Here is a 26,124-nt window from a genome sequence, read left to right on the forward strand (position 1 = left end):
ATTAAAGGGATATAATGATCGAGAAATCGCGAAAATAGAATATAACAAAGCAACAGAAAAAATGCAAATTAAATTAGAAGCGGGTATCCCCCATTCTTATTTTACTAATACGTATGCAAGCATTAAAGTCCAGAATTCATCCGGTAACATTTTGTACAATAAAGAAATTATAGGAAATAGACAACAATCTGCTGAGAGCCAAACCGTTTCAGTCAAAGTAGGAGATTGTATTGAGTTTACTCATATAGAGGGAGAAGCACAAAAGGAAAAGACACGCGCCACACTTACTAATCTTGAGAATAGTAAACAAGAGTATATGGGAAAGAAAAGAATATATCAGGTTACCTCTATGGGATTATTAATAAAGCCATAGATTTCACTACAAAAGTTAAATTATAGATTTATATATTATATAAAAATCTTAACCATTATACGCATTGAAAAATGCTCAAGAGAATATAGATTGGCGGGTATAGTATGAACATATTTAAAGGGTTTCTAATTTCATCAATTGCAATGACAACATTTGTAGGAATAGATCTAATCCTACAAAATGATAGTATTCATAATAAAGTTTATGCTGAATCTTATAATGTCACATACAAAGAAAGAGATTCACAGGAAGAAAGATTAATTGTAAAGTTTAAAAATCAAATTGACTTACCTTATGAAGATGGTATTGAGAAACGAATAAAAAATGGGGATTATGATAACAATTTAAAGAAGTTATTTTCCGAAAATACAGAACTTACTTTGAATCGCCTGTTTTCATCTGTAAATCCAATAGAGATTGAAAAGTTATCATTACACTCTAAATCATTTGCTAATCAATCAGCTAACAATTTATTGAATTATTATATTGTACAAGTTCCTAATAACATAGAAATAGAATTATTACTGAAAAAATTTGAAACATCACCTCTTGTAGAGGAAGCTTATATACAAGAAAAACAAATTTTGACACCCCCTGAAATACAACAGTTACCAGATTTATCTGTTAATCCGTACGATGATCCTAGATTTAAAAATCAAGGATACCTTGAAGCGGCACCAAAGGGAATTAATGCCTCGCATGCTTGGAGCATTAAAGGTGGTGACGGAAAGGGGACAACTTTTGTGGATATGGAATATGGATGGTTATTGAACCATGAGGATCTAGTTAATAAAAATATAAAGCTTATGTCTGGACAAAATATAAGCCAGCATAGAGCTCATGGTACTTCTGTATTAGGAATTGTTTCATCAGAAGATAATCAAATTGGAAATATTGGAATTGCACCAAGTACAAATGTAAAAGTAATATCCCAAATCAGGGATAATGGAATTTATAATACAGCGGATGCTATTTTAAGTGCTGTACATAATTTACAAGCAGGGGATATTCTTTTATTAGAGGCACAAGCTTCGTATGATGGGTATGGGGAGAAATATTTACCTGTAGAAGTACATCCAGATATTTTTGACGCGATTCGTGTTGGTACAGATAAAGGGATTATTATTATAGAAGCTGGAGCAAATGGTTCAAACGACTTAGATAATTTTAAAGATCGTAATGGAAAAAAAATCTTAAATCGAAATAGTCCAGACTTTAAGGATTCAGGTGCTATTATGGTTGGGGCGGGATCATCAACTGTTCCACATAAACGTTTATGGTTTTCAAATTATGGAAGTCGATTAGATGTATATGGATGGGGAGAAAATGTTGATACAACATCTGCAAATCCAAGTCAAAATACTACAAATTTATATACATCAACATTTAGCGGAACATCAAGTGCTTCACCAATTATTGCCGGGGCAGCAACTTCGATTCAAGGTATTGCTAAAGAACATCGAGGTTATCCTTATACACCAGCCGAACTAAGAAATATTTTAAGTAATCCAAATACAGGAACACAATCTCAAGATCCTTGGAATGATAGAATAGGTGTTTTGCCTGATTTAAAATCTATATTAGATAACTTAGGTTTTAATTCAGATATACCGAACTCCTCTAGTATTTTAGAAGGAAAGCAGTTTGCATGGTCACTAAAAGGAATTAGTGATTTTGAGTTTGCTAAAATCAATTTCAATAAGTCGACAGAAGAAATGCAAGTTGATCTAAAATCAGGCATACCACATCATTATTTTAATGAAACATATGCGAGTATTAAAGTACAAAATGCATCAGGGAAAGTAGTATACAATAAAGATATTTATGGAAATAAACAACAAAATGCTGAATCGCAAAAAGTTTCAGTCAAAGTAGGAGATTATATAGAGTTAACACATCTAGAAGGTGTACATAGAGCTACTTTTACGAATGTCGATAATAGTAAACAAGAGAATTTTGGAAAAAAAGCCATATACGAAGTTACAAAAGAAGGTCTAAAGAAAGTAGAAAAAATGCCAGAAGCAACAATTTTAGAAGGAAACAAGTTTGCGTGGTCATTAAAAGGATATAGTGATAGAGAAATTGCAAAAGTAAATTATGATAAAACAGTAGAAGAGATGAAAGTAAAACTAGAAGCAGGTGTACCCCATTCCTACTTTACTAGTACGTATGCGAGTATTAAGGTCCAGAATGCTTCTGGCAACGTTCTGTACAATAAGGAAATCGTGGGAAATAAACAACAAAATGCTGAAAGCCAAACTGTGCCCGTTAAAATAGGTGATTACATTGAACTTACTCATATAGAAGGGGAAGCAACAAAGGAAAAGACGCGAGCGACTTTAATTAACCTTGAAAATAACAAAAATGAAACCATTGGAAAGACAGCAAGATATCAAGTTACAAAAGAAGGCCTGAAGAAAGTAGAAAAAATGCCAGAAACAACAGTTTTAGATGGAAATCAATTTAACTGGTCATTAAAGGGATATAATGATCGAGAAATCGCAAAAGTAGAGTATAACAAATCAACAGAAAAAATGCAGATTAAATTAGAAGCGGGTATCCCCCATTCCTATTTTACTAGTACGTATGCAAGCATTAAAGTTCAAAACTCATCGGGCAATATATTGTACAATAAAGAAATTGTAGGAAATAGACAACAAAATGCTGAAAGCCAAACCGTTCCAGTTAAGGTAGGGGATTATATCGAGTTTACTCATATAGAGGGAGAAGCACAGAAGGAAAAGACCCGTGCCACACTTACTAATCTTGAGAATAGTAAACAGGAATTTGTAGGCAAGAAAAAAACATATCAAGTTACTCCTACAGGATTATTAATAAAATAGATAAAAAGGATGTCTAAAAAAATAGAATTTTTTTAGACATCCTTTTTTATTATTAAAAAATGCTAATTATTAATAGTGATATAGGATGAATTCTATAGCCCACTAACTATTATATATACTCAAAAAATCAAGTTATAGCTAATGTTCCAAGGATTGACACATCTATTCTTAGTTAATCATGTTATACTTTTCACAAGTGAAATGCTACAATATCAAATCCTAGTTTTATGACATCCTTCTGTTGCCACGGTTTATAAAAGGTCAATTCCAATGGGATTGACTTTTTATAGTTGTAGCACAAAGTTATAAATGCCATATTTATTATAAGATAAATGTTGTAATTTCACGTACCGTATTTATGAATGTATAAATAATTACAATATGAAGAACTAAGGTATATGATTGTGATTTTTTTCACAAATAAACACCTTAGTTCTTCAAAATTATTTCAAAAGGAGATTATAAACAATGAAAAGAATTATAACACTGAGCACTTGTAAACTGCAAGATACTATAAAACATGGTGGGTGTGGTGCATGTCAGACATCTTGTCAGTCTGCTTGTAAAACCTCATGTGGAGTTGCAAATCAAAAGTGTGAAAATACAATAAATAGATAGGAAACAAGTAGTATTGTACTCAGTTATATTTTATATGGGCGGCAATCTTTATGAAAAAGGAGTTTGATTATCCAGTATGATTCATCAATATAAATTAAATGGATACAATATCGTATTAGATACTTATAGCGGTTCGGTACATGTTGTTGACGATCTTGCTTATGAAATAATTATGCTATATGAGAATACTCCTATGGTAGAAATCCTGTCAATGATGCAGGAAAAGTATAAATATGATTTCCACGTTTCCGAGAAGGAAATTCGAGAAACAATTGCAGATATTGAAGAACTAAAAAGAGATGGGAAGCTTTTTACCGATGATGATTATAAGGACCTTTCAATTGATTTGATAAATCGTCCCACTTATGTGAAGGCTCTTTGCCTTAATGTTGCGCATACATGTAATCTGTCGTGTGAATACTGCTTTGCTAGCCAAGGAAAATACAATGGAAATAGGGCCATCATGAGTTATGAAGTTGGAAAAAGAGCCATCGATTTTCTATTAGAAAACTCAGGTAATCATCAAAATCTCGATGTTGATTTTTTTGGTGGGGAGCCACTCATGGCGTGGAAGACTGTCAAACAGATTGTCGCCTATGCAAGAAATAAAGAAAAAGAGTACAAAAAAACTTTTCGTTTTACCTTTACTACAAATGGTATGCTGCTTAATGATGAAATTACTGACTTCTTGAATCAGGAAATGCACAATGTTGTATTAAGCCTTGATGGAAGAAAAAAAGTTCATGATTATCTACGTAAAACTGTCAATGGGAGGGGTAGCTACAATCATATTGTTCCAAAGTTTCAGGAATTTGTTGAGAAGCGTGGAGATAAAGAATATTATGTACGTGGAACCTATACCCATAATAATGTCGATTTTACCAATGATATTTATCACATCGCTGATCTAGGTTTTAATAAGATATCAATGGAACCAGTTATCTGTAATCCAAGAGAACCATATGCGCTCGGTGAAGAAGATCTTTTGGAAATTTACAATCAATATGAAATTCTCTCGAAGGAAATGCTAAACCGTGAGGAAAAAGGAAGCGGTTTTACTTTCTATCATTACATGCTTGACCTTTCAGAAGGTCCATGCGTTCAAAAAAGAATTTCTGGTTGTGGTTCTGGAACTGAATACCTTGCTATTACCCCATGGGGGGAGATATTTCCTTGTCATCAGTTTGTTGGGGAAGAAGAATATAGTATGGGGAATATCTGGGATGGCATTACAAAAACAGAGATACAGTCTCAATTTAAGAAGAGTAATTGCTATTCAAAAACGGAATGTCAGGAATGTTGGGCACAGCTTTACTGTAGCGGCGGTTGCCCAGCTAATACAATACATGCAACGGGTTCCCTTAAGGGAACACATGAGTTCAGCTGTAAAATCTTCCGCAAGAGGATAGAATGTTCTATGATGGTTAAAGTAGCTCAATCCATTAGAGCTATGAAGAAGGAAGAACAAGCCATAGTTCAGTAAATACAAAAGTGCACAAGCGTTGTTATAGCATAAATTTATAAAGATAGTTACAAACAAAACTTCTTTAGTCCAATTTAGAATAAATGAGTTTAAAAGAAGATAGCCATTTTTAAGGGCTATCTTCTTTTGTAAAAAATATATAATTTATTCAATTATTTTTTCGATAACAGGCATAACAGCGATTGGTGGAATAGAGTGAGTCCATCCTACGGAAAATATATTTAGTTTTTCACCTACGCTATAGTTATCTTTGCTAGTAATAGGAACACGTAAAATTTTATTCTGAGAAGCTAATTCCCACCAATTATTTTGATAAGAAAGTGCCTCCTCTTTTGTATTAGTGTCAGCTACAACCAAATAATTATCATCTGCTGAAATAACATATCCAGTGAAAGGTATTTGTATTCTTACTTGTTCTTCCTTAATAGGAGTAGGATTACTTATAGAATCTGCCGAAGTAGGAGTTAATCCGAAAGCTAATCCACATCCTAGCGTCAGAGTGGTAACCACTGTTACTAATTTTTGTTTTTTTGAAAACATAATATAAATCCCCCTTATATTTTATCCGTACACCATCACCTTTCTATTTTTTTATATAGAAAGCCTTTTTAAATCCCTATATTTAACAATTATGTCACAAATAATCCATTATTTTTTTTGAATAGGTATTATTTAAAGATAATATATGTTATAATTCACCAAATTAACTATTAATTGTACCTTTATCTTCTAGTGAACATATATTTTTGAAAAGAATGATAGCGTTATCTTTTGTAAATGTTCCTATTTGCATGATTACCTAATTTTTATGTACAATAAAGAAAAGAGAGTTTCTTAGACAGGAAGAGGAAAGTCATGACCAAGTCATTAGTAAATTTACGAATTGATTTTGCTTTTAAGCAATTATTTGGGACAAGTGGTAGTGAGGATATTCTTATCACATTTTTAAATGCCATGCTAAAGAGTTCATTAGAATCACCTATTATGTCACTACAATTAGAGGATCCACATTTACATCGAGAACACGAGGATGATAAATTATCAATTTTAGATGTCTCAGCCACATTAGACACAGGTACTAAAGTAAACGTAGAAATTCAGCTGAATAATAATCACGACATGATTAAACGAAGTTTGTATTACTGGGGTAAATTATATACTTCACAGTTACAAAAAGGAATGCCTTACAGCTCTCTTAGTAAAACAATTACTATTAATTTGTTAAACTTCGTACTTTTTCCCGAATATGAGGAATTTCATACAACGGGAAAGCTATGGAATGTACAACAGCAAAAGCAGTTTAGTGATGATATAGAGATTCATGTTATAGAGCTTCCTAAATTAATGGAACAATGGCGGGAAGAGAAGGTTAATCCGTGGGAAGATTCATTTGTTCGTTGGCTGTTATTACTTCCGGCAAATGAAGATGAACACTTAACTCAAACATTGGAGGACATTGCGATGAATCAAGATCCGATTTTACAAAAAGCAATGAATAAGTGGGAGCGAATGAGTCAAGATTCGACTTTCAGACAAGCCTATGAAGCGAGGGAAAAAACCCTAATGGATGAAGCTGCAAAGTTTGCTCATGCAGAGGAGCAAGGAATCAAAAAAGGTATTGAAAAGGGTATTGAAGAAGGGAAAAAAGCCGAGCGTATACAATTGGTATGTGGTATGTATAAAAACGGAATGTCTGTAGAGGATATTGCGAAATTTACGAAGTTACCTATAGAAGAAATAAGAGAAATTATCCAATTATAAATAAAAAAGAACACCTACAGCATTTTTAGGTGTTCTTTTTTATAATCAATAATGCCCATAATTATTAGTTGATGTATCGTCAGGAAAATAAGAATTTACAACATTAAATATTTTTTAAAGAACTATACATGGATGCTACGCTAAATACATGCTCTATATTCCATCATAATATTGTTAATAATTGTTTGGACGGGCAAAATCTCTTTGACTTCATTTACTCGTGCACCTGCGAAAACAAGACCATTTTCACAATCACCATCCATAGAGGTTATCAAAGAATCTAGCGTGCAGAAACGATAAGAACAGTTTTTTAAGCAATTTATACACTTTTTTATTTTTATTTTTTTATTATTATCAGCTATTAATTTAGTAAAGTTATTTTTTACCGCACGACCTTGGAGACCGACAGTTGTTTTGACTAATATAGTATCTTCTAATCGAGCATTTATATATTTTTCCTTAAAGGATAGTGGTGCGTCACACTCATTACTTGCAACGAATCTTGTCCCCATTTGCACACCAGATGCACCCATTTTTAAGGCACGAGCAATATCTTTCCCGGTCATAATTCCTCCAGCAGCAATTACGGGAATTTCGACTGCTGCAACTACTTCCGGTAATATATCGAATAAAGGTCGCTCGGTACCCAGATGTCCTCCTGCTTCATGCCCCTCTACTACAACAGCGGCTGCACCCAATCGTTCAGATAATTTAGCGAGTTTGGCTGAGGAAACTATTGAAATAACTGGTATGCCGGCATTTTTCCCCCAAGTATACATATCTCGCGAAATGCCAGCACCAGATATGATGAAATCAACTTTTTCCTCAATGGCTGCTTTCATTTTTTCAGCAAAATCATTCATTGCAAAAAGGACATTTACTCCAATATAACCAGTATTCCGAATCTTTTCTTTCGCCTTCCTAATATGCATTCTCATTTCATCTATGGAAATACCAGTTCCTGATATTATCCCAATTCCTCCAGCATTTGCAACTGCAGATGCAAGTTTACTTAATGAAATGCCTACGCCCATTCCTCCCTGTAGAATTGGGACCTTTGGCATCATATGCCCGATTTTTAATTGTGGAAAGTTCAAGTAAATACCCCATTTCATTAATGTTATTAGAGTAGATCTGTTAAACCCCTTCAGTTTAACACGGTGTTTGGAACAAACACAGGAAATTAATACCTACTACTAGTAGTTTGTGATGTTTTTTGGTGGTTTTCACAAAATGTTCGAATAGTGCGCTATAAATTTTAGAATAATATCAAATGTATATTAAGGCTTCTGGATAAAAAACAACGAAATTTAGAATTTCTAATAAAAATGTCTTTAAAGAATTGATTTGTCAAAAATGAAGTGGGATGTAATCATTAATTATTTTAAGCGGGGATATGAACAGAGCTAAATAGAAATTTATCTCCTTTTTAATAAAAGTAATTTTTGTATTATAAGTGTTAAATAATCAATAGTTATAAAGGGAAAAATCTATGTTTTTAGTAATCTACACGATTGGATTAGAGACAATTAGATGTGTAGTACATTCTAGAAGTTTTAAATATCAATATTCCAAAAATCCTGATAATCAATATGCTTATCAAATTTTTTTAGTATTCTAATGATTTTAGTTGCAGATGTTAAAGTGGGAATACGATCCTTTTTATTTGCTAAATCACTTATCAGAGATTTACTTAATCCAGTTCTTTGTACAAGCCATTGTTGTTTGATTCCTCTGTGATCTAAATAATCACCAAATGGAGTTCTTTTTTTTCCTAGACCAAACATAAAGAATCCCTCCTAATTAAGAATGATGTATAAATAGCTTGTACAAAATTCCATAAATTTAAACTTTTGTCCATAAATATGGAATTATAATTTAGAACAAAGCATAGAATAATATAAATATAATGAAAAAATATGGAATAATTTTGAGGAATCTAGCATTCATAGTAATAGCTACAAGTTGCTGATACACTATCCTAATGGCAACTTGTTGCAAAGGGTATTACTAAAATAAAAAAATCTGAAACTCCTTATGCCAGAAGGGGTTTCAGATTTTTTCTTTTTTAGGTCTTTGATTTGTAGATACGTATTTTATAGATTATGATGCATAATATGGCGAATGATTAGAATGGATTTGCCGCTTATATAGTTTGATCGACCTTGTCACTAAGAAAATAGCTCTGTTTTAGATATGATGAAAGGAAATACTAACAAAAAATGTGAAATAAACAGATCAAATAATGGACGTTTAAAAATTTAGCCGCCTTTCGGTGGTTTTTTATTTGTGCTTACCGTGTGGGGACTAGATGTATTGGGAGTGGTAAATGTGAAGAAGAAAAATAACCACATTGTTATTCCATGAAAGAGGCTTATTTTCCAGTTATAGTTTTTCATCCTATACTGTGGTTATAAATGGAAGGTGTTATCCCATGTTTGTATGCATTTCCCTAGTTAATCAAGTTGGTGACTAAATTTATTCTATTAGTATTTCGTTTGTCCTCATTCACTATTAAATGGACTTACTTCTTATCAATCTTCAAAATAAATTAAGTATTTTAACTTGTATTCCAGTTTTTCTTACCTATTTTAACGAAACACCACATATACACTCCAGATAAGCCCTAATATCTCTAGATAAACTCCAGATAAGCTTCATATAGACTCTAGATAACCTATATAAAATACAAATTATCAAGGAGGTAAGGAAAAATGAACTTTATGAAACGTGCAATTCTCAGTATGAAAAAAAGAGTCGGGACATCATTAATTTTGATGGCGGTCTTTCTGATTGTTACAAATTTAGTATTGGCCGGATTCGCAATTCAAAATGCATCAAAAAAAGCTGCGGATGCAGCAAGAAAAAAATTAGGTGCAGATGTCACTTTAGGTCTTGATTTTGATAAATTAGGTCAACAAGCTAGGGAAACTGGAGAGATGCCTAAGCCACCAAAGCTCAACATTAAAGAAGCAGATCAATTAGCGAAGTCCAAGTATGTAAAAGATTATAATTACATAACCCATACTTTCGGAATTTCGGATGGATTTAAACTAGTAGGTGCTTCAGAAGGAGAAGACGAAGGAAAAGGTAGAGTTGGAATGGTGGCAGCAGCGGGTGGAACAGGTTCGGGCTCAGAAATAGATATGAATTCTTCTCTTATGATAGAAGGAGTTCGTAAAACTGTATTACAAGAAAATTTTAAAAATGGAAAAAGTAAAATCATTGATGGGAAACCAATTACAGAAAAGATGAAAGATCAGAATGTAACTTTAATGGAAAAACGATTAGCGGAACAAAACAATTTGAAAGTAGGAGATAAGATTAAAATTCAATCAGGGGATAAGAAGCAAACTCTTGAATTTGAAATTATTGGTATTTATGAAACAAATGAGCAACCAATGGGTCAGCATGCTCCTCCTATGATGGATCCAGCTAATAAGCTATATATGCCTTACTCTACTTTAAAAAAATTAGAAACAGATGACGGTATGGGTAATAGTTTTCAAGCCGTGTACTTCTTGAACGATCCACAATACATTGATGGATTTAAAAAAGAAGCAAAAAAATCTGATATTGATTTTAATTATTTTAAGTTAGATGCACATGATTCGTTGTACAAACAAATGATTGGTCCTATCGAAAATATCGCTTCTACTTCTCAAATAATTATCTATATGGTATCTATTGCAGGTGCAATTATCTTAGGATTAATTATTATGTTATCGATTAAAGCACGTCGTAAGGAAATGGGAATTTTATTGTCCATTGGAGAGAAAAAATGGAAACTGATGGCGCAGTTCGTAGTAGAAGTAGTATGTATTGCTATTTTAGCATTTGGTTTATCTCTAACAACAGGAGCTAAAGTTTCTCAATTCGTAGGGGATAATTTACTTTCGAGTGAAGTTGCTACAGCAGGCGAAGAAACAGACACTTCACAAAATGGAACTGTAATGGTGGCTGGACCAGGTGGAACGGTACAAGATCAAAAAGAGGATCCAATAGATAAAATTAATGTAAGTGTAGCAGGAGAAGACGTAGGGAAAATGGGGGGGATTGGACTAGCTATTGCTATATTAGCAACTATTTTGCCAGCATTATCTATTCTACGCTTAAATCCAAAACAAATCCTTTTAAAAGATGAATAAGGAGGCTCGATATGGAGACGATTTTACAATTTAAAAACTTAGATTATTATTATGAAAGTAATGGAAAAAAAGTAAAGATACTAGATAATGTTAATTTTTCTTTTCAAAAAGGGCATTTCTACACGATTTTAGGGCCATCTGGATCTGGTAAAACCACCACCCTTAGCTTAGGTTGTGGGCTTGATATACCTAAAAATGGTTATGTACTTTATAATGGCAAGGATATTAGAAAAATTGGTTTGGATCGATACCGTAATCAAAATGTATCCGTAATTTTCCAATCCTATAATTTAATTACCTATATGACTGCCATTCAGAATGTACTAACGGCAATGGAAATTACAGGTGTAAAGGTAAAAAATAAAAAAGCAAGAGCATTAGAATTATTAGAGAAGGTAGGACTCACAGAAATAGAAGCGAAACGAAATGTCTTACAACTAAGCGGCGGACAACAACAACGTGTAGCAATTGCTCGAGCGCTATCTTGTAATGTCGATTTACTGATTGCTGATGAGCCAACAGGAAATCTTGATGAAGAAACAGCAAATGACATTATTGATTTGTTCCAGGAGCTCGCTCATCAAGAAAATAAATGTGTAATTGTTGTAACGCATTCACAGGAAGTTGCAAAAAAATCGGATCGAGCTGTTTATTTAAGTCAGAAAAAATTAGCAGTAAAAGATGCGCCTAGCATCTAAAAAACAAATACTACGACTAGAAGAGTGTGTAGGGTATGGAAATCGTGAAAATGATAAATAACTAGTTAATTATTTTCCGAAAAAATATATGATTAATTTAAAAAGGAATGGAGATGAAAATCTCCATTCCTTTTTAGATAGATAATGTAATGCTTATTTAACAGCCTCTTTTAAAGCTTTTCCAGCTTTAAATCCAGGTACTTTTCCTCCTGGGATATGCATTTCTTCGCCCGTTTGGGGATTGCGCCCAGTACGTGCAGAACGCTTACGTACTTCAAATGTACCAAATCCAATTAACTGTACGGATTCCTCTTTTTGAAGAGATTGTGTAATTTGATCTAGGATAGCTTGTACAGATGCAGTAGCCTCTTTTTTAGTAAGTGATGTTTTCTCAGATACTTGGTTAATTAGTTCTGTTTTATTCATTATGAACCTCCATTAAATAATATTTGTTAATTTAATTTTATAGTATAGTATGTTTTCAAGAAAGGGTAAATTTTATATAAATATAATATTAAAAGGTTGAAGATACTCTTACAGTTTTGTATAGGGGGATTAGGTATGTTTACTTTTAAATCTATACTATATAAATAGTTAAATAAGGGAAATTGTATTGTAGAGAAGATACAGGCTACCCATTTGCATAATTTTAAACTAGAAATAAAAATTAATTAATTGAAGTAGTATCACTTAACTATAGATTTAAGAGCAAATAGACCTAAACAAAAAAATTCACACCTTTTAATTAAAAGTGTGTGAATTTCTTGTTTTGGGTGCTTAATAATTTTTAAGTCAATGATTAAACGTCGGAAATTAAGTTATATATTAGACTTCTCAGCAATATTAAAAATATATGGCATAAAGATTAAAAAGAAACCCAATATCACCATCAAAGAATTTAATGAAAATAAAGAAGAGTTGTTAATGAAAGATGATCCAAAAATAATTACAAAAGTCATACCAGTTCCACGCAAAATAGATTTAAAAGAAACAGAATTTGTCATCATTTCAAATGATTTCAATTGTAAATTTTGAATTGATTTAGCTACTTTGGTTTTCGTGTTCAATCCTTCTTTCTAAAAAATAAGGTATATACTATATTCATTGTATTCCTGGGTGTTTTGAAATTCAAATTTTTATTTTTGTGTAACAAATCAGTGGGTATTAGGAAGCAGGGTAAATTGCTTTATATGTAGGAGGGAACCGAAAGATATCTATATCTTCTTTAAGATAATGACTTAGCTTTATAGAAAAAGAAGAACGCTTTCTCTTAAACTGAATCTCTCTAATTTCGACTTGATAGTAATAGGATTTTCTCTTTAATTTAGTGAAGAAATAGACGTTCTCTTGTATGAAAAGAAGCGAGCTTGATATAATCTATAAAATTAACCGATTGTACTTGTAAATAAAAATAGCATGATAGCAATTGATAAAAACAGGTATATTATATAAATTGTCAGCAATATATATCATCCCTTTCTATTGATATACGTATCATACAAACATAATCTGTAGTATATATGGAGTTTATGGGTAGTTAGTGTAATGATTATTATAATAATTTTTTAGTTGTGAGAAAGAATAGGAGAATCAACTATTACTTATTGATTTTATATCGTTATTTTAAGAAAACAGAATGTGTTTTACTGTCAGTTTTTCTATGCTATAAGTAGCATTAAGATACGATAGTTACTGCTCATTGGTCATAAGTAGTTATTTGAAATCAAGAAGGAACGCCTTTACTATAAATAAATTATATATAGAAAGGTGATATGATTATGTACTTATATGAAAGTAACGGGGAACGAAACCAAGAAATGTTATTTTCTATATAATGTGTTTCCGCGAATAAAGTTGAAATAAATCCATTACCAACATGGAATGAAGTTGTAGTTATTGTACTTTTACTTTTAGGACGTTCAGCGGTTTGTTAATTTGTATTTTAATTATTTTTATAAAATAAAACATTTTAATCTAAATATGAATTGTTTCCAAAAACAAAAAAGAATCTAGTGGAATTTCTAGATTCTTTTTTATTTTATAATCCTAAAGATATGTCACATTAAATTTTTTTAAGTTCACTGGATTCTTTATTTCCTTTAATATAGCATACCTGGAGAGAATGCTCTTTTGATACATAAGGTAATTGAACTTCTTAAGCCGACGGAGGGATAAAGAAATCCTTTAAAAAATTTAATTGGTAATAGCATATACTTTTACTGTAAACGGGTGATTTGCACCACTTGGATTTGCGATATAATATTTAGAATTTGTATCTGCTGCAGTCCTGGACTCATTTGAAATATTGCTCCAACTAACACGATCTAGACCCAGAGAAACATCGACCATAATATTGAAAGAGATACTGTCAGAAGTCTCTCCCTGGGTAGGTTCAATAATCCATTTTAAACCGATTGTCCCTGGGGGTAAATTATTTATACTAAAGTTTTGGCTGGATCGGTTCTTTTCTCCAGGCAATGGCTTAGAGTCAGAAGAAATTTGGGAAATTAATATCTCTTTTTCATTAACGTTTATCCCATTTAATTTAATGATACTATCTATTAAACCTGGACCTGGAAAATCAGCTGCAATGATACCAGAATGTCTGATACCACCTTGTAGTATGAAATCTGTCCCCATTGTATTCATTCCACCATAAAATACTTGACCGTTTGTATCACGAGGGAAGTCTTTCCATTCATTTGTTGTGTTTTTTTGAATTAACTGTGGGTTACTACCAGTATCTCGATTTTCCTTTCCACTTGCAACAAACCAAGGATAATAATTATTCCATAATGCTGTAGCGCCACCTGTACCACTAAAATGGTTGAGATAGATATGATTATTGTTAGAGTCGTTATTTGCCTTTAGAAGCTGGTTTTTTACTGCACTCCATTTTTCATACATTCCATCCGGTCCAGCGCTAACTTCAAAATTATCTTGGATATTTAATGATTCATAATTAATACCGTATTCTTGAGATGCTGCGAAGTTTTGTAGTATTACAATTTTTCCGCGGATATCTCCTAACTTAGGGTTATTTCTTTCTGAAAATGGAACAGAATTAGGTTCCCAAAAGTAGGACACATTACGGTCTTTATAACTTTTAAATATCTCCTCGAATGACTGTGAGCCGTTCTCTGGATCAGTTTCCTCTTTTAAGCGCATTAAAATTGTTTCATGAGGGTTGTCTCTTAAAAATTGGATTGTTTCTTTTAATACATCTTCAAACATTGCTTTTTGATTTACAATACCATGCTGCATGGCAAAAGAATTTTTCACACGTTTAACACGCATGTCTACATACCGTATTCCTGCATTGAACTGCTGAGGTAGGGGCATTGTTTGATTTCTTGTCAAATTCTCATCAATAAAACTCGCTCCATGTAAAGCCATAGAACCATGAGTACCTGGAATAGATAATTCGCTTATTCTTTTTGTATCTTCCAATTTTGACATCCAGTTTGGATTTCGATAACCTAAATCGGAGTCATATGAATAACCTGAATGTCTATCAGCAAATACTATTGAAGTTGTACATAAACTCGCTAGTGTAAAACAAGTAAGAATCCCGAATTTTAAGTGTTTTATAATCTTTATTTTCTTCATTATATCTCTCCTGATTTTAAACAGATTAGTCTTATATAATAATTTAGGTGCTTTTACCATATGCATAAAGTCCAGCATGAGAATAATAGACTGTATTAATTTGAAAATTTAGTTTTTATAAATAGTGCCAAATTTATAATAGGTACCAAAAGGTTTGTAAAGTTAAAAAGAAAGTAAGTCAAATAAGATAATATGTTAGCTACCATCAGATTTACTATTTTCATTTGCCTTAAAATATTGTGTTAGGTTTAAAATTTAGAGTGGGATATTCTCATTTAGATTTGCTCAAAAGCCATCGTGCACTGGGAACATAAGTTTAGAAATGTAATCATAAAAGGGTGGAAAGGCCAAAATAATCATGTGCAAGTTTAGTGAAATGATGACAAAGTATATTATCATACTTCATGTACTTTATAAGGCATACAATTCAAATCTAATATTATACAAAGAAAACAGAAGTCTTAAACTAGACGTCTGTTTTCCGAAGTACAATGAATTATTAAAATTGGTAATGTTTACATAATTATTAATGTAAATTTTTATTTGTTAAGATATTATGTGACAAAATTATATGAATTCCATATCTGAGATCAAAAGACTTTTGGGGAGAGTCTCTCTCTTATTACTGCATTGAATTTAGAAATGGATTTGTTACATATAATATCTTTTTAGAAAAACTTGCGAATAATACTTCTCTGTAACCCTAAATAATGCCTGTAAGCTTATTTCTCATTAAAGCTTAAACTAACTGCAGTAGCAATAGATTGTCCTGCATGTTCCCAACTACCATCGATAACTTTTCCAAGTTGTTGACCGAGTGAATTTAAATCATTTGGATTAACAGGAATTCCGTTATATGCAGCAAGAATTGATAAAAGTGGAGCTACAATCGGTGTCCAGCCCCCTCTATCAATATGGAATTCGAATCCCGTTACCTCACCATCTTTTTTTGTGAATTTATAGTAAAGTTGATCATCTGGACGGAAGCTTAAATGATGAGAGATTTGTCCGTATACATCTTTACCAGCTGCACCTCGATCCACAACTTCAATTTCTTTTACATTAAATTCATGCTCAAATACTTTTATTTTTTTTACTTCGGGGCCATTTAATGCAGCTTGAACAGCCGTTTCTAGATTACTTTGTGCAAACGGTTGAATACTAACTTGTGATTCCTGTTGTTGGATAGGAGCAACTGTCTCAGCAGCAAATACTGATGTTGTAGGTAATGCAGCTGTAGCTAATGTTGCAGCCAGAGCAGTTGCTGTAATGATTTGCTTCTTCATAATTTTACTTCCTCCTTTTTAATATATGATAATTAACTATAAATTACTGACAGATAAATTATTTCTATACATAGATAGAAAAACATTATTGTGGGTAATGGAAGTTAGACTGACAGATAATTTATATGATAATAGTATCAATATGCATTTGATTTCTCAATTTTCAGTCAATGTATTCAATACTAACCAATTTTAAGTAAGTTTTAGAAGGTAAATCTCTAATAGCAATCTACAAACATGGTAATATTAGAGTGAAAATGCAATGATAATAATAAAATATTTTATGATTATCAAAAAAAATATAAAAAATTTCACATATATTTTTATTTTTATATTATTTTTATTATAATGTATAGAAATTAACATGTTTATGTAAATTAAAAATGAAGAATATTAAAATAATCGTTAAAATTAACGAAATGTTCAAGGTTTCAATCTCAAAATATGAATATTAGTTATATAATCATTTTAAAGGGATAATTCACCCTTCCTTTAATGTTGTTGTTTACAAGTCTATAGTTCCAATGTGTTGAAGCTACGATAAAAAGAACTTGTAATTATATATTACAAGTTCTTTTTGTTTCGATTTTTTTGAAAGGTACCTTAACTAGTTATGTTTTTCATATTTTATTAAGAGAACGGTAGAATTCTAACGGAAGCATATGTACATTATCGTAAAATAAATAGTAATGTGTATATAAACTAAGTGATTCTTAATCGTATTCTAATAACAAAAGGAAAGACCAACTAAAAATATAGTTGGTCTTTCCTTTAAGTTGGTGTAAAAACAAATAAATAAAAGATAGGTGAGAATTAATGCTGCTAAGCAGTATTGATTCTGAATTAACTATAACACACTTCCTAAGAAGTAGTTGTGTCGGTTGATTGAACATTCATCCTTCCTTTTTTAACAAATAAGTATCTAAAATACATCACTTAATTGACAAGGGATGCATTTTAATCGAGACATAGATCAATGCTCAAGATTTAGAAAGTAAATAACGAAATGTTCGAAGTGACAGATACCTGCTAACATCGACGTATTTACCAGCTTTCTTAGTAGGTTTTGTCAGTAGTTCCTACGCTGAGAACTGAAGTATCTTGTGCGTTGACGTAACTTCGATAAGTATGGGACGATAAAACATATTTTTTAAAATGCCCCTTAAACTAATTATAAATCTTTTTTTGCATATATCTTCAGTGAAATTATCATTGATATAATGCTAATAACTATTGAAATGAGACAAGGCATCCATGCCATGATAATTGATGGAAATGGAAGAGGGAGTGTAAAATTTAGATGGCTCAACTGAATTTCTTTTATAAGAGTAGGAGCTACAAAAGGTGTCAAAAAGACAACAATAAAAGAAATCATTTTTGTCTTATCAAAACCAAATTTAAATTGGAAAGGGAGTAATATTCCAAACAAAATACTAACAACTAAGAATGTTATTCCGAGAGCGTTTATACTAAGATTCTCGATACCAGATGGTATAATAATTGAAATTATCATTCGAATAATTGAGGCACAAAGAAAAACTACCAATAGAAAGAGATATTTTGCTTTTACAAAGGCACTTCTAGTATATGGTGTTGCACAAAGTAAAGCTGCTCCTTTGTATTGGTCTTCGAATTTCGATATTGTACCAAACAAAATATGCTCCATAAAAACTACTGTTAAAAGAAAACCAATAAGTCCACCATCGTTGAGGTGTAACTGAGTAGAAAGATAGATTGGTGCAATAGCTGCGAAAACGAGTAAAATAAAAAAATATCTTTTTACTAATAGTATGTCTTTTACAACAAGATTAATAAGCATATGTATTTCCTCCAATATAAGAAAGCATTATATCTTCTATAGTTGGTCTTTCCATCAAAACACCAGGCATAAGCCGGCACACATCATCTATTTTATGAGTAATCCCTTCAAATCCATATTTAGTTTGACTCAAATTCAAAAAGAGTTTTTCTGTTTGATTATTAATCAATTGATTATCACCTTTTACTAATGCATGTGTTTCCACTAGTGCATCTTTTTCTTCATCAATTAATATTTGACCATCATCTATCAAAATAATCATGTCTGCTATTTTATCTAGATCTGAGGTAATATGAGTAGAAAAAAAGACACTCTTTCCTGGTTCTTTCATAAAATCTAGAAGTATGTCTATTAGTTCACTTCGAACCAATGGATCAAGTCCACTTGTGGGTTCATCCATTATTAATAGATCTGCGTGGTGGGATAAAGCTAGAGCAACTGCAAATTTCATTCGCATTCCTTTGGAGAGGGTAGAAATTTTTTGTCCTAGATTTAAATTAAATCGTTTAATATACTTTAAAAAAACTTGCTCATCCCATTCAGTATAGGAAGGGGCGATTACATTCTTCATTTCTTTTAATGTTAATTCATCGTAAAAGTACCCTTCGTCTAACACGACACCAATTTTATTTTTGGATTTTCGTTCATGTTTATCTATATCCTTTTCTAAAAAATTAATTTTACCCGAATCTTTGAGTACGAGCCCGAGGATAGCTTTAATAGTAGTAGTTTTCCCAGAACCATTAGTACCAATAAAACCAGTTATACAGTCCTGGTTAAGTGAAAATGTCACGTCTTTTAATGAAAAATTCTCATAAGCTTTGTTTAGATTCTTCACTTCTAACACTGCATTCATTCTTCATTTTCCTCCTTTAAGATTAAATCTAACATCGAATAGAGTTCCTCATTATGGATTCCAATACTTCGAGCCATTTTGCACACTTCTGTCAATTTTACTTCAACCATATGACGCTTAGATTCCATTAATAATTCCAAGTTTGTAGATGCTACATAAGTACCTTTTCCAACCCTGGTAACGATAAAACCTTCGGATTCTAGTTCCGCATAAACTCTTTTTGTGGTTAACATACTTACATGTAAATCATTAGCCAATACACGGATTGATGGTAATTGTTCACCTTCCGTCAATTCATTATTAAATATAGAATCTTTAATTTGTTCCTTTATTTGTTGATATAAAGGTTGATTTGATGCATTATTTAAAATAATTTTCATTTAAATACCTCTCCATCGACAAGTGTGACTGTATATGATGCACACCATACACACCATACACAGTTAAGATTATAAGTTATTGAAAATGGTTTAACAAGCTATCTTGTTATAAAGTTCACAAAATTTTCATTTTAGAAAAATTTATAATGAAATCCTCATATAAATTTCTTACTTTTTTTATTAATATAATGCTAAAATCTTAAGTTTTAGATACTGGGGCAGAGGAGATTAAATGGTGGAATTATATTAATGACCTGTAAGACATATGAAAAGGAGTAATAAATATGTAAAAATGGGGGGGAAGGATAGATAAAAACAAGCTATTGCTTCATTGCTGAAGTTGATAGCTTGTTTATCAAGTTCATCTATAAAATTTTGTTTTTTTGCTATTTTTTAAAATAATACTAGTAAATATTCCAAGAATGAAAGGAATTGAGAAATAGAGATAAGAAAATTGACGTGTAAAATAAAAGAGAAGAAATAAGATAACTATTGCTAATAGCCTAATCACTTTAAAAATAAATATAATTTTTTTTGCTTGCATAAATATCCTCCTCTAAAACCTTAAATTCATTTTTAAACCAGTAGCATTTTTTACTGTTTTTCTATTGTTATTAATCGTGCCAATTAGTTATTAGATATTTCTCCCATCAAGAAAATATAGTTTGCTGTTTATCAAGTTAAGCTTTCATTTTTATCAAGTTAAGCTTTCATTTTAATTAAGTTATGTTTAATAATATTAAGTTTTATTTATATATCCTCTAAATGAACTTTTTATATATTTATTTGGATATAAATCATTAATCATTGCGTATGGGCTTCCATTCCAGTATCTTACTACAGGTGTCCATAGTCTATGGCTTTTAAGCCACTGCATTGTGTATTGCTGTAATAATTGATTATCTGTCAGCTTTTCTTTTTCTTCAATTGTCCACTGTAATGCATCTAGCGCTTTTTCTCTTGTCCAAAAACCACTAGGTGTCATCTTAAATTCCCATTCTTTAAATTGATTTGGATATAAATCATTAATCATTGCATATGGACTATCATTCCAATATAATTGACAGGCTCCACGCAATCCTGATTGGGCTAACCATTTATGTTCGTATATATTCTTCAATTGATCCAGATTTAATTTTTCTTTTTCTTCAATTGTCCATTTTAGTGCTTGTAATGTTTTTTCTTTCGTCCAAAACTTATTAGGAGCCTTATTAAATTCCCATTCTTTAAATCGATTTGGATATAAATCATTAATCATCGCATACGGGCTTCCATTCCAAATCACCCTTAGAGGTGCACTTAGTCGATGTTCAATTAACCATTTTTGCCCATAAATTTGTAAGAGTTTCTGTGGTGGTAATTTCTCCTCTTCTTCAATTAACCATTTTAATAATTGTAGGGCCTTTTCTTTCGTCCAAAAATTTAATGGTGTCATTCTAAATTCCCATTCTTTAAATTGATTCGGATATAAATCATTAATCATCGCATATGGACTATTATTATATTTGTGCTTCAATACACCACGTAATCGATACTTTGCAATCAATTTGTTATTCCAATTCTGTTTTATCTCTTCTTCATTCCAATTCAAAATTTTTGTTACTAAATACTTTGTTACTCTTCTGGCCAATTGATTATTTCTATCTAATTTCCAAGTATTTGGTGGAAATCTATTTCTTTTTCCATTTAATATCTCCTGATAGATGTCTTCTATAGTATTAGTGTTCGTCTGCATCTTAAAACCTTCTTTTAATTATATATATAGTTAAAAAGATTTATATGTTAGGACTTTCGTCCGAACTATTAATAATGTAAACTTTGTCTTAACTTAGAAAATATGATGCTTAATCAAATCATAGTAATGTAAAATAAGAATTACCTATAGAAAATATATAGTCTAGGGCAAATGAAAGAATAGATTTGTAAAATATAAATTTCAATTCATAAAAGACATCAATCTGAAAAGAAAGATGTCTTTTATTTAATAGTATTACGGTTTATTTAATTACTTTCCATAAAGCTAATGAGAAAATCCAATTTGGATCACCGTATCCTTGATAACTTTGAACTGCTTCATAAATTTTACCTTGATGTTCTACTCTATCTCCTTTTTTATATGCAGCATACGAATCCCATGCCTTATACTCAGAAGAGGGGGTATCTTTTGTTGTGATTTTGATTTCATTACTCGCAACTGAAACTTTTCCTTGAGTATCTATAGCTTTTACCATATAGCTATATTCAGTACTAGCCAGTAAATTTTCATCTGTATAGTAAGTTGAAGGACTTGTAGCTATTTTCGTACCGTTACGATAAATCTCATACTCTTTTATACCAACATTACTTATGGATTCTTCCCATATTAAATGAACACTGTTTGTAGTAGTTTCTGATGCTTGTAATCCAGTTGGAGCTGTTGGAGCTGTTTGTTCTGGATTCTCTTCCTTTGTTGTAACTGAAACTTCATTGCTACTTTTTGACTTATTTCCCGCAGCATCTGTAGCTTTAATTGTATAATTATATTTTGTATTGGCTTGTAATCCCGCATCTTCATAACGTGTTGTTTTTGTTGTTCCTACTTTTTTTCCATCACGATAAACTTCATATTCTTTCACACCAATATTATCTGTGGAAGCCTCCCACTGTAGCTCAACAGTTGTTGTTGTTTTACTAACAGAGCGTAGGTTAGAAGGAGCTGTTGGAGCGATTACGTCAATTTCAGTACTACTATTAAAAGCAGAAAATAGTTTAGAAAAGGCACCGTCGTCTACATCGGGTAATCCAGAAGCATCTCCAGTTGCCTGACCGATTTGCCAACTTTCAGTAGCTTTTTTATCACGATACACTGACCACATACTAATTTCCCCAATACCTTTTTCTTTGGCAAATTGGAACAATTCTTTTGCATTATTTAATGTGAAAGTTTCATTTTGAGTATCATTTTTTCCTATCATAGGTGTAACAGCAATCATTTTCCAAATGTCAGAATCTTTAATAGTACCTTTATATAAATTAGTTAATTGTCCATGCAAGCTATTAATAGCATCTATTGCAGCTTGTCCCATTTGTTGGTTTTGTTGTCCGTAATCCATAGTCATAATATTAACAGAATTTAAATCTACATCATGTTTTATGGCGCTTTGAATCACATTTATCCCATCATTAGTTAGGCCATAAGGCATTACTGGTAAGGTATAACCAATTTTTACATCTTTACCTTCAGCTTTTAATTCATTTTGTAATAACGCAATTGCTTTTGATCTTCTTTCGATAGATTCTGGGTGAGCGACTAAGACTCCTTCAATATCAAAATCCATGTGTGTTAAATGTAATGTGTTAATTACACTTTTATAAGCATCTTTTAATTTATTTACATCTGTAATAGCTGCGGCAAGATCTGCACCTAATCCAGGGATATTACCGGCATTTGCTCCACCAAAGGATACTTTAACATCTCCACCTATTTTTCTAATTTGTTTTATTTGATCATCTAAGTTACCATCTCCAATAGGGGTATGACTTCCTCCCCATACTGGATTTCCATTTTTATCAGCCACTATAAACGAAAGCGTGAAGAAACTAGTATTTGTTTCTTGGGCATATTTTAATAGATTTTGAGGATTCATTCCGTTATCTACATATGGTGCAAAAACATGGGTTGGCCAAGTTATTCCTTCACCAAATAAATCATTTGGATCGCTATTGTCGGGTATATATTCTGAACCAGTATATAATTCCCATCCGCTAAATTGTTGGGTAGGTAAGGTACCTGCATTTACCCAATATAAAGAATGATAAACCTTACCTTCATATGTAACATAAGATTCGCCTGGATAATCTTTGTTTTTATTCCAAAATGGTGCTACTTGTTGTTGAGATTTGGTTATATTTTCTTGAGCATACGCAAACGGTTGGCTAATGGCTTGGGATGTAGGAATAATCATAGTTAATGCAACAGCTGTTTTTGCTAGAGTACGAAATGGGTGTTTTTTTATAATCATAATAATATCTCCTCACTTCTGATTTATAATTTTAAAAAAATTATATTTGGCAATATAAAAATCCTTTTAAAATATATTCTGAAGAATTATTGCCGTAACCTCCGATACTGATATAAAAATATGAATGTCTTTGATATTTTTAGTTAATGCTAATTTTTATATGTGATGATTACCCTCATTTAGTAGGATAACAACTTACAAAAAATGAAACAAATTAGAGGGAAATGTAATGATATTCATTCAAAAATAGTATATTTCTTCTCATAAACTACAGGAAATCGAATTAAAATGTATATATATATACCATTTTTGTAAGGTGAGAATTAATAGTGAGCTAGAAGTAATAGAAATGTACACAAAAGTGTCAATTCTAATAATCTAGTCTAGCTAAAAAATTGTTATCTTAAGTAGAAGACTAACTACTATTTTGACTGAATCTAAACAATATGTTGTATTTTTTAGTAATAAAATGAGATTATTCTTTCTAGATCTTCTAAAACTGTTTTAATTTAGTTAAATAGGTAAACTGGAAACAGCATAAATTAAGTCTATTACTTCTCCTACATTTTTTATTAGTTATATCTTTTTAGTATTCTCATATAAACTATAGGGAGTTTGAAAAATTGACACATAGACTTTTTGTTTTTATATGTTAAGATGGTGTAGCTAACCTATTGTTTATAATAAAAACAGCTTATTTTATTATTAAAAGCATAGGACTAGAAAAAACCTCATAAAGAGGTTTTTTCTTATTTCTATATTTATCTTTGGTGTGAAAGTTCAGTTATAAAATTAATTTTGACATAATGCTATGATTCATTTAAATATTTCGTGCTATTATATGTTGGATGAAGTCTTCAGATTATTTCATGGTATATACAATTTTAATGCTTATTTAGTTTCTAATATATAGTATTGTAATTTTGCTAAATTCTTAAAAGGACACACACAAAATTAAATAATGTGTAATATACACTTAATTAATTTTTTGGATTGTAATTTTGAACTAATTTTTTTAATTTATACTCAGTAGCATAAGCATCAGCAGCAATAATTGCATCAAAAACCATTTCTGGTGAAATTTCAAATGGCATATTATGTATAGTTTCACCATCTTGACAGGCAGCTTCTGCAACTTTCATCAATTCTTCTTTACTTGCATCACCTAAGTTCAAATCTTCAAGTGTAGTAGGTAGGCCGAGTTTGATACAGAAATCAATGTAGTTATATAGCTCTTCAGTTGTCCAAGATTCCATTGCCATTTGTACTAATGTGCCAAATGCAACCTTTTCTCCATGCATCAAATCATGAGTCTTATCATGTAAAACAGTAAAACCATTATGGATGGCATGAGCTGCAGCTAACCCGACACTTTCAAATCCAAGTCCACTAAGTAAGGTGTTTGCCTCTATTACGGCTTCAACTGCTGGAGTAACAGTTTTTTGTTTAACTGCTAAAAGCGCAGCTTCTCCATATTCAAATAAGGTATCCCAGCAGAGTTCTGCAATTTTAGCAGCTGCTAGGGTAGAGAGTCCTCCAGCCATAGCGGGTTTTCGAGATTCTAAATTTGCTCTAGCTTCAATCCATGTAGCCATTCCGTCTCCAATCCCAGCAGCTAAAAATCTGGATGGAGCTTGTGCAATGACTTGGGAATCTACTAAAATAATATCCGGATTTTTTAAATAAAATTTGTATTTCTCAAATACTCCATCATCAGAGTAAATAACAGAAAGAGAACTGGTTGGTGCATCTGTTGAGGCAATAGTGGGAACGCTTACAACTTTGGCCGAAAGAATTTCTCCTACCGCTTTTGCTGTGTCTACTGATTTACCACCACCAATACCAATGATTACATCAGCACCAAATTCTTTTCCTATTTTCTCAATTCTTGCAATTTCATTTTCAGAACTTTCACCATTAAAACCGACTTTTTCAAAGCTTAGATTTTGTTTATGAAAGCTTTCCATAACTTTTTCACCAACAAGATGCCAAACACATTCATCTACAATAACTAATAAATTGGTTCCTAGAGGTTTTACATACTCTCCAATTTTTTTAATTACATTTCTTCCCTGAATATATTTTTGCGGGCTAATTAGGATACGTTCCATGATAATCACTCCTTGATTTTTTTGTAAGTAAGCTGAAAATCTAGCCTTGAATCTAATGTTATCAAAATTCTGAGTACAGAATTATGAATATTTTATGTATATTTTTCGTCTGTTATATGACGGATTAAAAGATAGTGT

General features: G+C 31.5%; 20 protein-coding genes. 8 read left to right on the forward strand and 12 right to left on the reverse strand.

The window, feature by feature from the left end; genetic code table 11:
* From HMPREF2590_RS23060 to scfB, 4 genes are all read left to right on the forward strand, one after another.
* Nucleotides 1–373, forward strand: a 373-nt coding sequence (locus tag HMPREF2590_RS23060; protein WP_277996130.1) for a putative mucin/carbohydrate-binding domain-containing protein, incomplete at its 5' end; no start/stop codon positions are given.
* 104 nt (nt 374–477) lie between these two features.
* Nucleotides 478–3,216: a putative mucin/carbohydrate-binding domain-containing protein gene (locus HMPREF2590_RS23065; protein WP_070861546.1), complete on the forward strand. Its 2,739-nt coding sequence runs from the start codon at nt 478–480 to the stop codon at nt 3,214–3,216.
* A 468-nt stretch (nt 3,217–3,684) separates the two neighbouring features.
* On the forward strand, nt 3,685–3,834 hold the full coding sequence (gene scfA, locus HMPREF2590_RS23070; protein ID WP_000821352.1) for a six-cysteine ranthipeptide SCIFF: 150 nt from the start codon (nt 3,685–3,687) through the stop codon (nt 3,832–3,834).
* A gap of 76 nt (nt 3,835–3,910) precedes the next feature.
* Nucleotides 3,911–5,317 carry a thioether cross-link-forming SCIFF peptide maturase gene (gene scfB, locus HMPREF2590_RS23075; protein WP_000581827.1) on the forward strand — a complete coding sequence of 469 codons (1,407 nt, stop codon included), beginning with the start codon at nt 3,911–3,913 and terminating at the stop codon, nt 5,315–5,317.
* Nucleotides 5,318–5,461: 144 nt separating this feature from the next.
* Here scfB and HMPREF2590_RS23080 read toward each other — a convergent pair whose 3' ends face one another.
* Nucleotides 5,462–5,857, reverse strand: a complete 396-nt coding sequence (locus tag HMPREF2590_RS23080; RefSeq protein ID WP_000491772.1) for a DUF3221 domain-containing protein — start codon at nt 5,855–5,857, stop codon at nt 5,462–5,464.
* A gap of 315 nt (nt 5,858–6,172) precedes the next feature.
* Here HMPREF2590_RS23080 and HMPREF2590_RS23085 point away from each other — a divergent pair, with 315 nt between their 5' ends.
* Nucleotides 6,173–7,078: an Rpn family recombination-promoting nuclease/putative transposase gene (locus HMPREF2590_RS23085; RefSeq protein ID WP_000167468.1), complete on the forward strand. Its 906-nt coding sequence runs from the start codon at nt 6,173–6,175 to the stop codon at nt 7,076–7,078.
* A gap of 140 nt (nt 7,079–7,218) precedes the next feature.
* Here HMPREF2590_RS23085 and HMPREF2590_RS23090 read toward each other — a convergent pair whose 3' ends face one another.
* The gene (locus HMPREF2590_RS23090) at nt 7,219–8,193 is read right to left on the reverse strand and encodes an NAD(P)H-dependent flavin oxidoreductase (RefSeq protein WP_000871005.1); all 975 of its coding nucleotides are present in this window, start codon (nt 8,191–8,193) and stop codon (nt 7,219–7,221) included.
* A gap of 441 nt (nt 8,194–8,634) precedes the next feature.
* The gene (locus tag HMPREF2590_RS23095) at nt 8,635–8,865 is read right to left on the reverse strand and encodes a helix-turn-helix domain-containing protein (RefSeq protein ID WP_000467331.1); all 231 of its coding nucleotides are present in this window, start codon (nt 8,863–8,865) and stop codon (nt 8,635–8,637) included.
* A gap of 927 nt (nt 8,866–9,792) precedes the next feature.
* Between HMPREF2590_RS23095 and HMPREF2590_RS23100 the strand changes: the two genes are divergently transcribed.
* Both HMPREF2590_RS23100 and HMPREF2590_RS23105 read left to right on the forward strand, forming a co-directional pair.
* Nucleotides 9,793–11,226, forward strand: a complete 1,434-nt coding sequence (locus tag HMPREF2590_RS23100) for an ABC transporter permease (RefSeq protein ID WP_050822649.1) — start codon at nt 9,793–9,795, stop codon at nt 11,224–11,226.
* A gap of 11 nt (nt 11,227–11,237) precedes the next feature.
* Nucleotides 11,238–11,924 (forward strand): ABC transporter ATP-binding protein, encoded by a 687-nt coding sequence (locus HMPREF2590_RS23105; protein ID WP_050822647.1) that lies wholly within the window; start codon nt 11,238–11,240, stop codon nt 11,922–11,924.
* Nucleotides 11,925–12,077: 153 nt separating this feature from the next.
* Here HMPREF2590_RS23105 and HMPREF2590_RS23110 read toward each other — a convergent pair whose 3' ends face one another.
* Entirely contained in the window at nt 12,078–12,350 is a 273-nt protein-coding gene (locus tag HMPREF2590_RS23110; RefSeq protein ID WP_001043921.1) for an HU family DNA-binding protein, read from the reverse strand.
* A gap of 369 nt (nt 12,351–12,719) precedes the next feature.
* On the opposite strand from HMPREF2590_RS23110, the gene HMPREF2590_RS30475 reads away from it, so the two are divergent.
* On the forward strand, nt 12,720–12,959 hold the full coding sequence (locus HMPREF2590_RS30475; RefSeq protein ID WP_000596062.1) for a hypothetical protein: 240 nt from the start codon (nt 12,720–12,722) through the stop codon (nt 12,957–12,959).
* A gap of 1,158 nt (nt 12,960–14,117) precedes the next feature.
* Here the strand turns inward: HMPREF2590_RS30475 and HMPREF2590_RS23120 are convergent.
* The 8 genes from HMPREF2590_RS23120 to HMPREF2590_RS23160 all read right to left on the reverse strand — a co-directional run bounded on the left by HMPREF2590_RS23120 (nt 14,118) and on the right by HMPREF2590_RS23160 (nt 25,986).
* Nucleotides 14,118–15,533: a phosphatidylinositol-specific phospholipase C gene (locus HMPREF2590_RS23120; protein ID WP_070861547.1), complete on the reverse strand. Its 1,416-nt coding sequence runs from the start codon at nt 15,531–15,533 to the stop codon at nt 14,118–14,120.
* Nucleotides 15,534–16,255: 722 nt separating this feature from the next.
* Nucleotides 16,256–16,819: a hypothetical protein gene (locus tag HMPREF2590_RS23125; protein WP_000744122.1), complete on the reverse strand. Its 564-nt coding sequence runs from the start codon at nt 16,817–16,819 to the stop codon at nt 16,256–16,258.
* Nucleotides 16,820–17,990: 1,171 nt separating this feature from the next.
* On the reverse strand, nt 17,991–18,638 hold the full coding sequence (locus HMPREF2590_RS23130) for an ABC-2 transporter permease (protein ID WP_000906775.1): 648 nt from the start codon (nt 18,636–18,638) through the stop codon (nt 17,991–17,993).
* Nucleotides 18,628–19,494: an ABC transporter ATP-binding protein gene (locus tag HMPREF2590_RS23135; RefSeq protein ID WP_000994767.1), complete on the reverse strand. Its 867-nt coding sequence runs from the start codon at nt 19,492–19,494 to the stop codon at nt 18,628–18,630. The genes HMPREF2590_RS23130 and HMPREF2590_RS23135 overlap by 11 nt, the downstream gene beginning before the upstream one ends.
* The gene (locus tag HMPREF2590_RS23140) at nt 19,491–19,874 is read right to left on the reverse strand and encodes a GntR family transcriptional regulator (RefSeq protein ID WP_000691660.1); all 384 of its coding nucleotides are present in this window, start codon (nt 19,872–19,874) and stop codon (nt 19,491–19,493) included. The genes HMPREF2590_RS23135 and HMPREF2590_RS23140 overlap by 4 nt, the downstream gene beginning before the upstream one ends.
* A gap of 739 nt (nt 19,875–20,613) precedes the next feature.
* The gene (locus tag HMPREF2590_RS23150) at nt 20,614–21,609 is read right to left on the reverse strand and encodes a DUF4046 domain-containing protein (RefSeq protein ID WP_070861550.1); all 996 of its coding nucleotides are present in this window, start codon (nt 21,607–21,609) and stop codon (nt 20,614–20,616) included.
* Nucleotides 21,610–21,871: 262 nt separating this feature from the next.
* Nucleotides 21,872–23,875, reverse strand: a complete 2,004-nt coding sequence (locus HMPREF2590_RS23155) for a fibronectin type III domain-containing protein (protein WP_070861552.1) — start codon at nt 23,873–23,875, stop codon at nt 21,872–21,874.
* A gap of 980 nt (nt 23,876–24,855) precedes the next feature.
* Nucleotides 24,856–25,986 carry a glycerol dehydrogenase gene (locus HMPREF2590_RS23160; RefSeq protein ID WP_000439699.1) on the reverse strand — a complete coding sequence of 377 codons (1,131 nt, stop codon included), beginning with the start codon at nt 25,984–25,986 and terminating at the stop codon, nt 24,856–24,858.
* Between the last annotated feature and the right edge of the window lie 138 nt (nt 25,987–26,124).

The sequence above is a fragment of the Bacillus sp. HMSC036E02 genome (assembly GCF_001836235.1).
GTDB lineage: Bacteria > Bacillota > Bacilli > Bacillales > Bacillaceae_G > Bacillus_A > Bacillus_A cereus.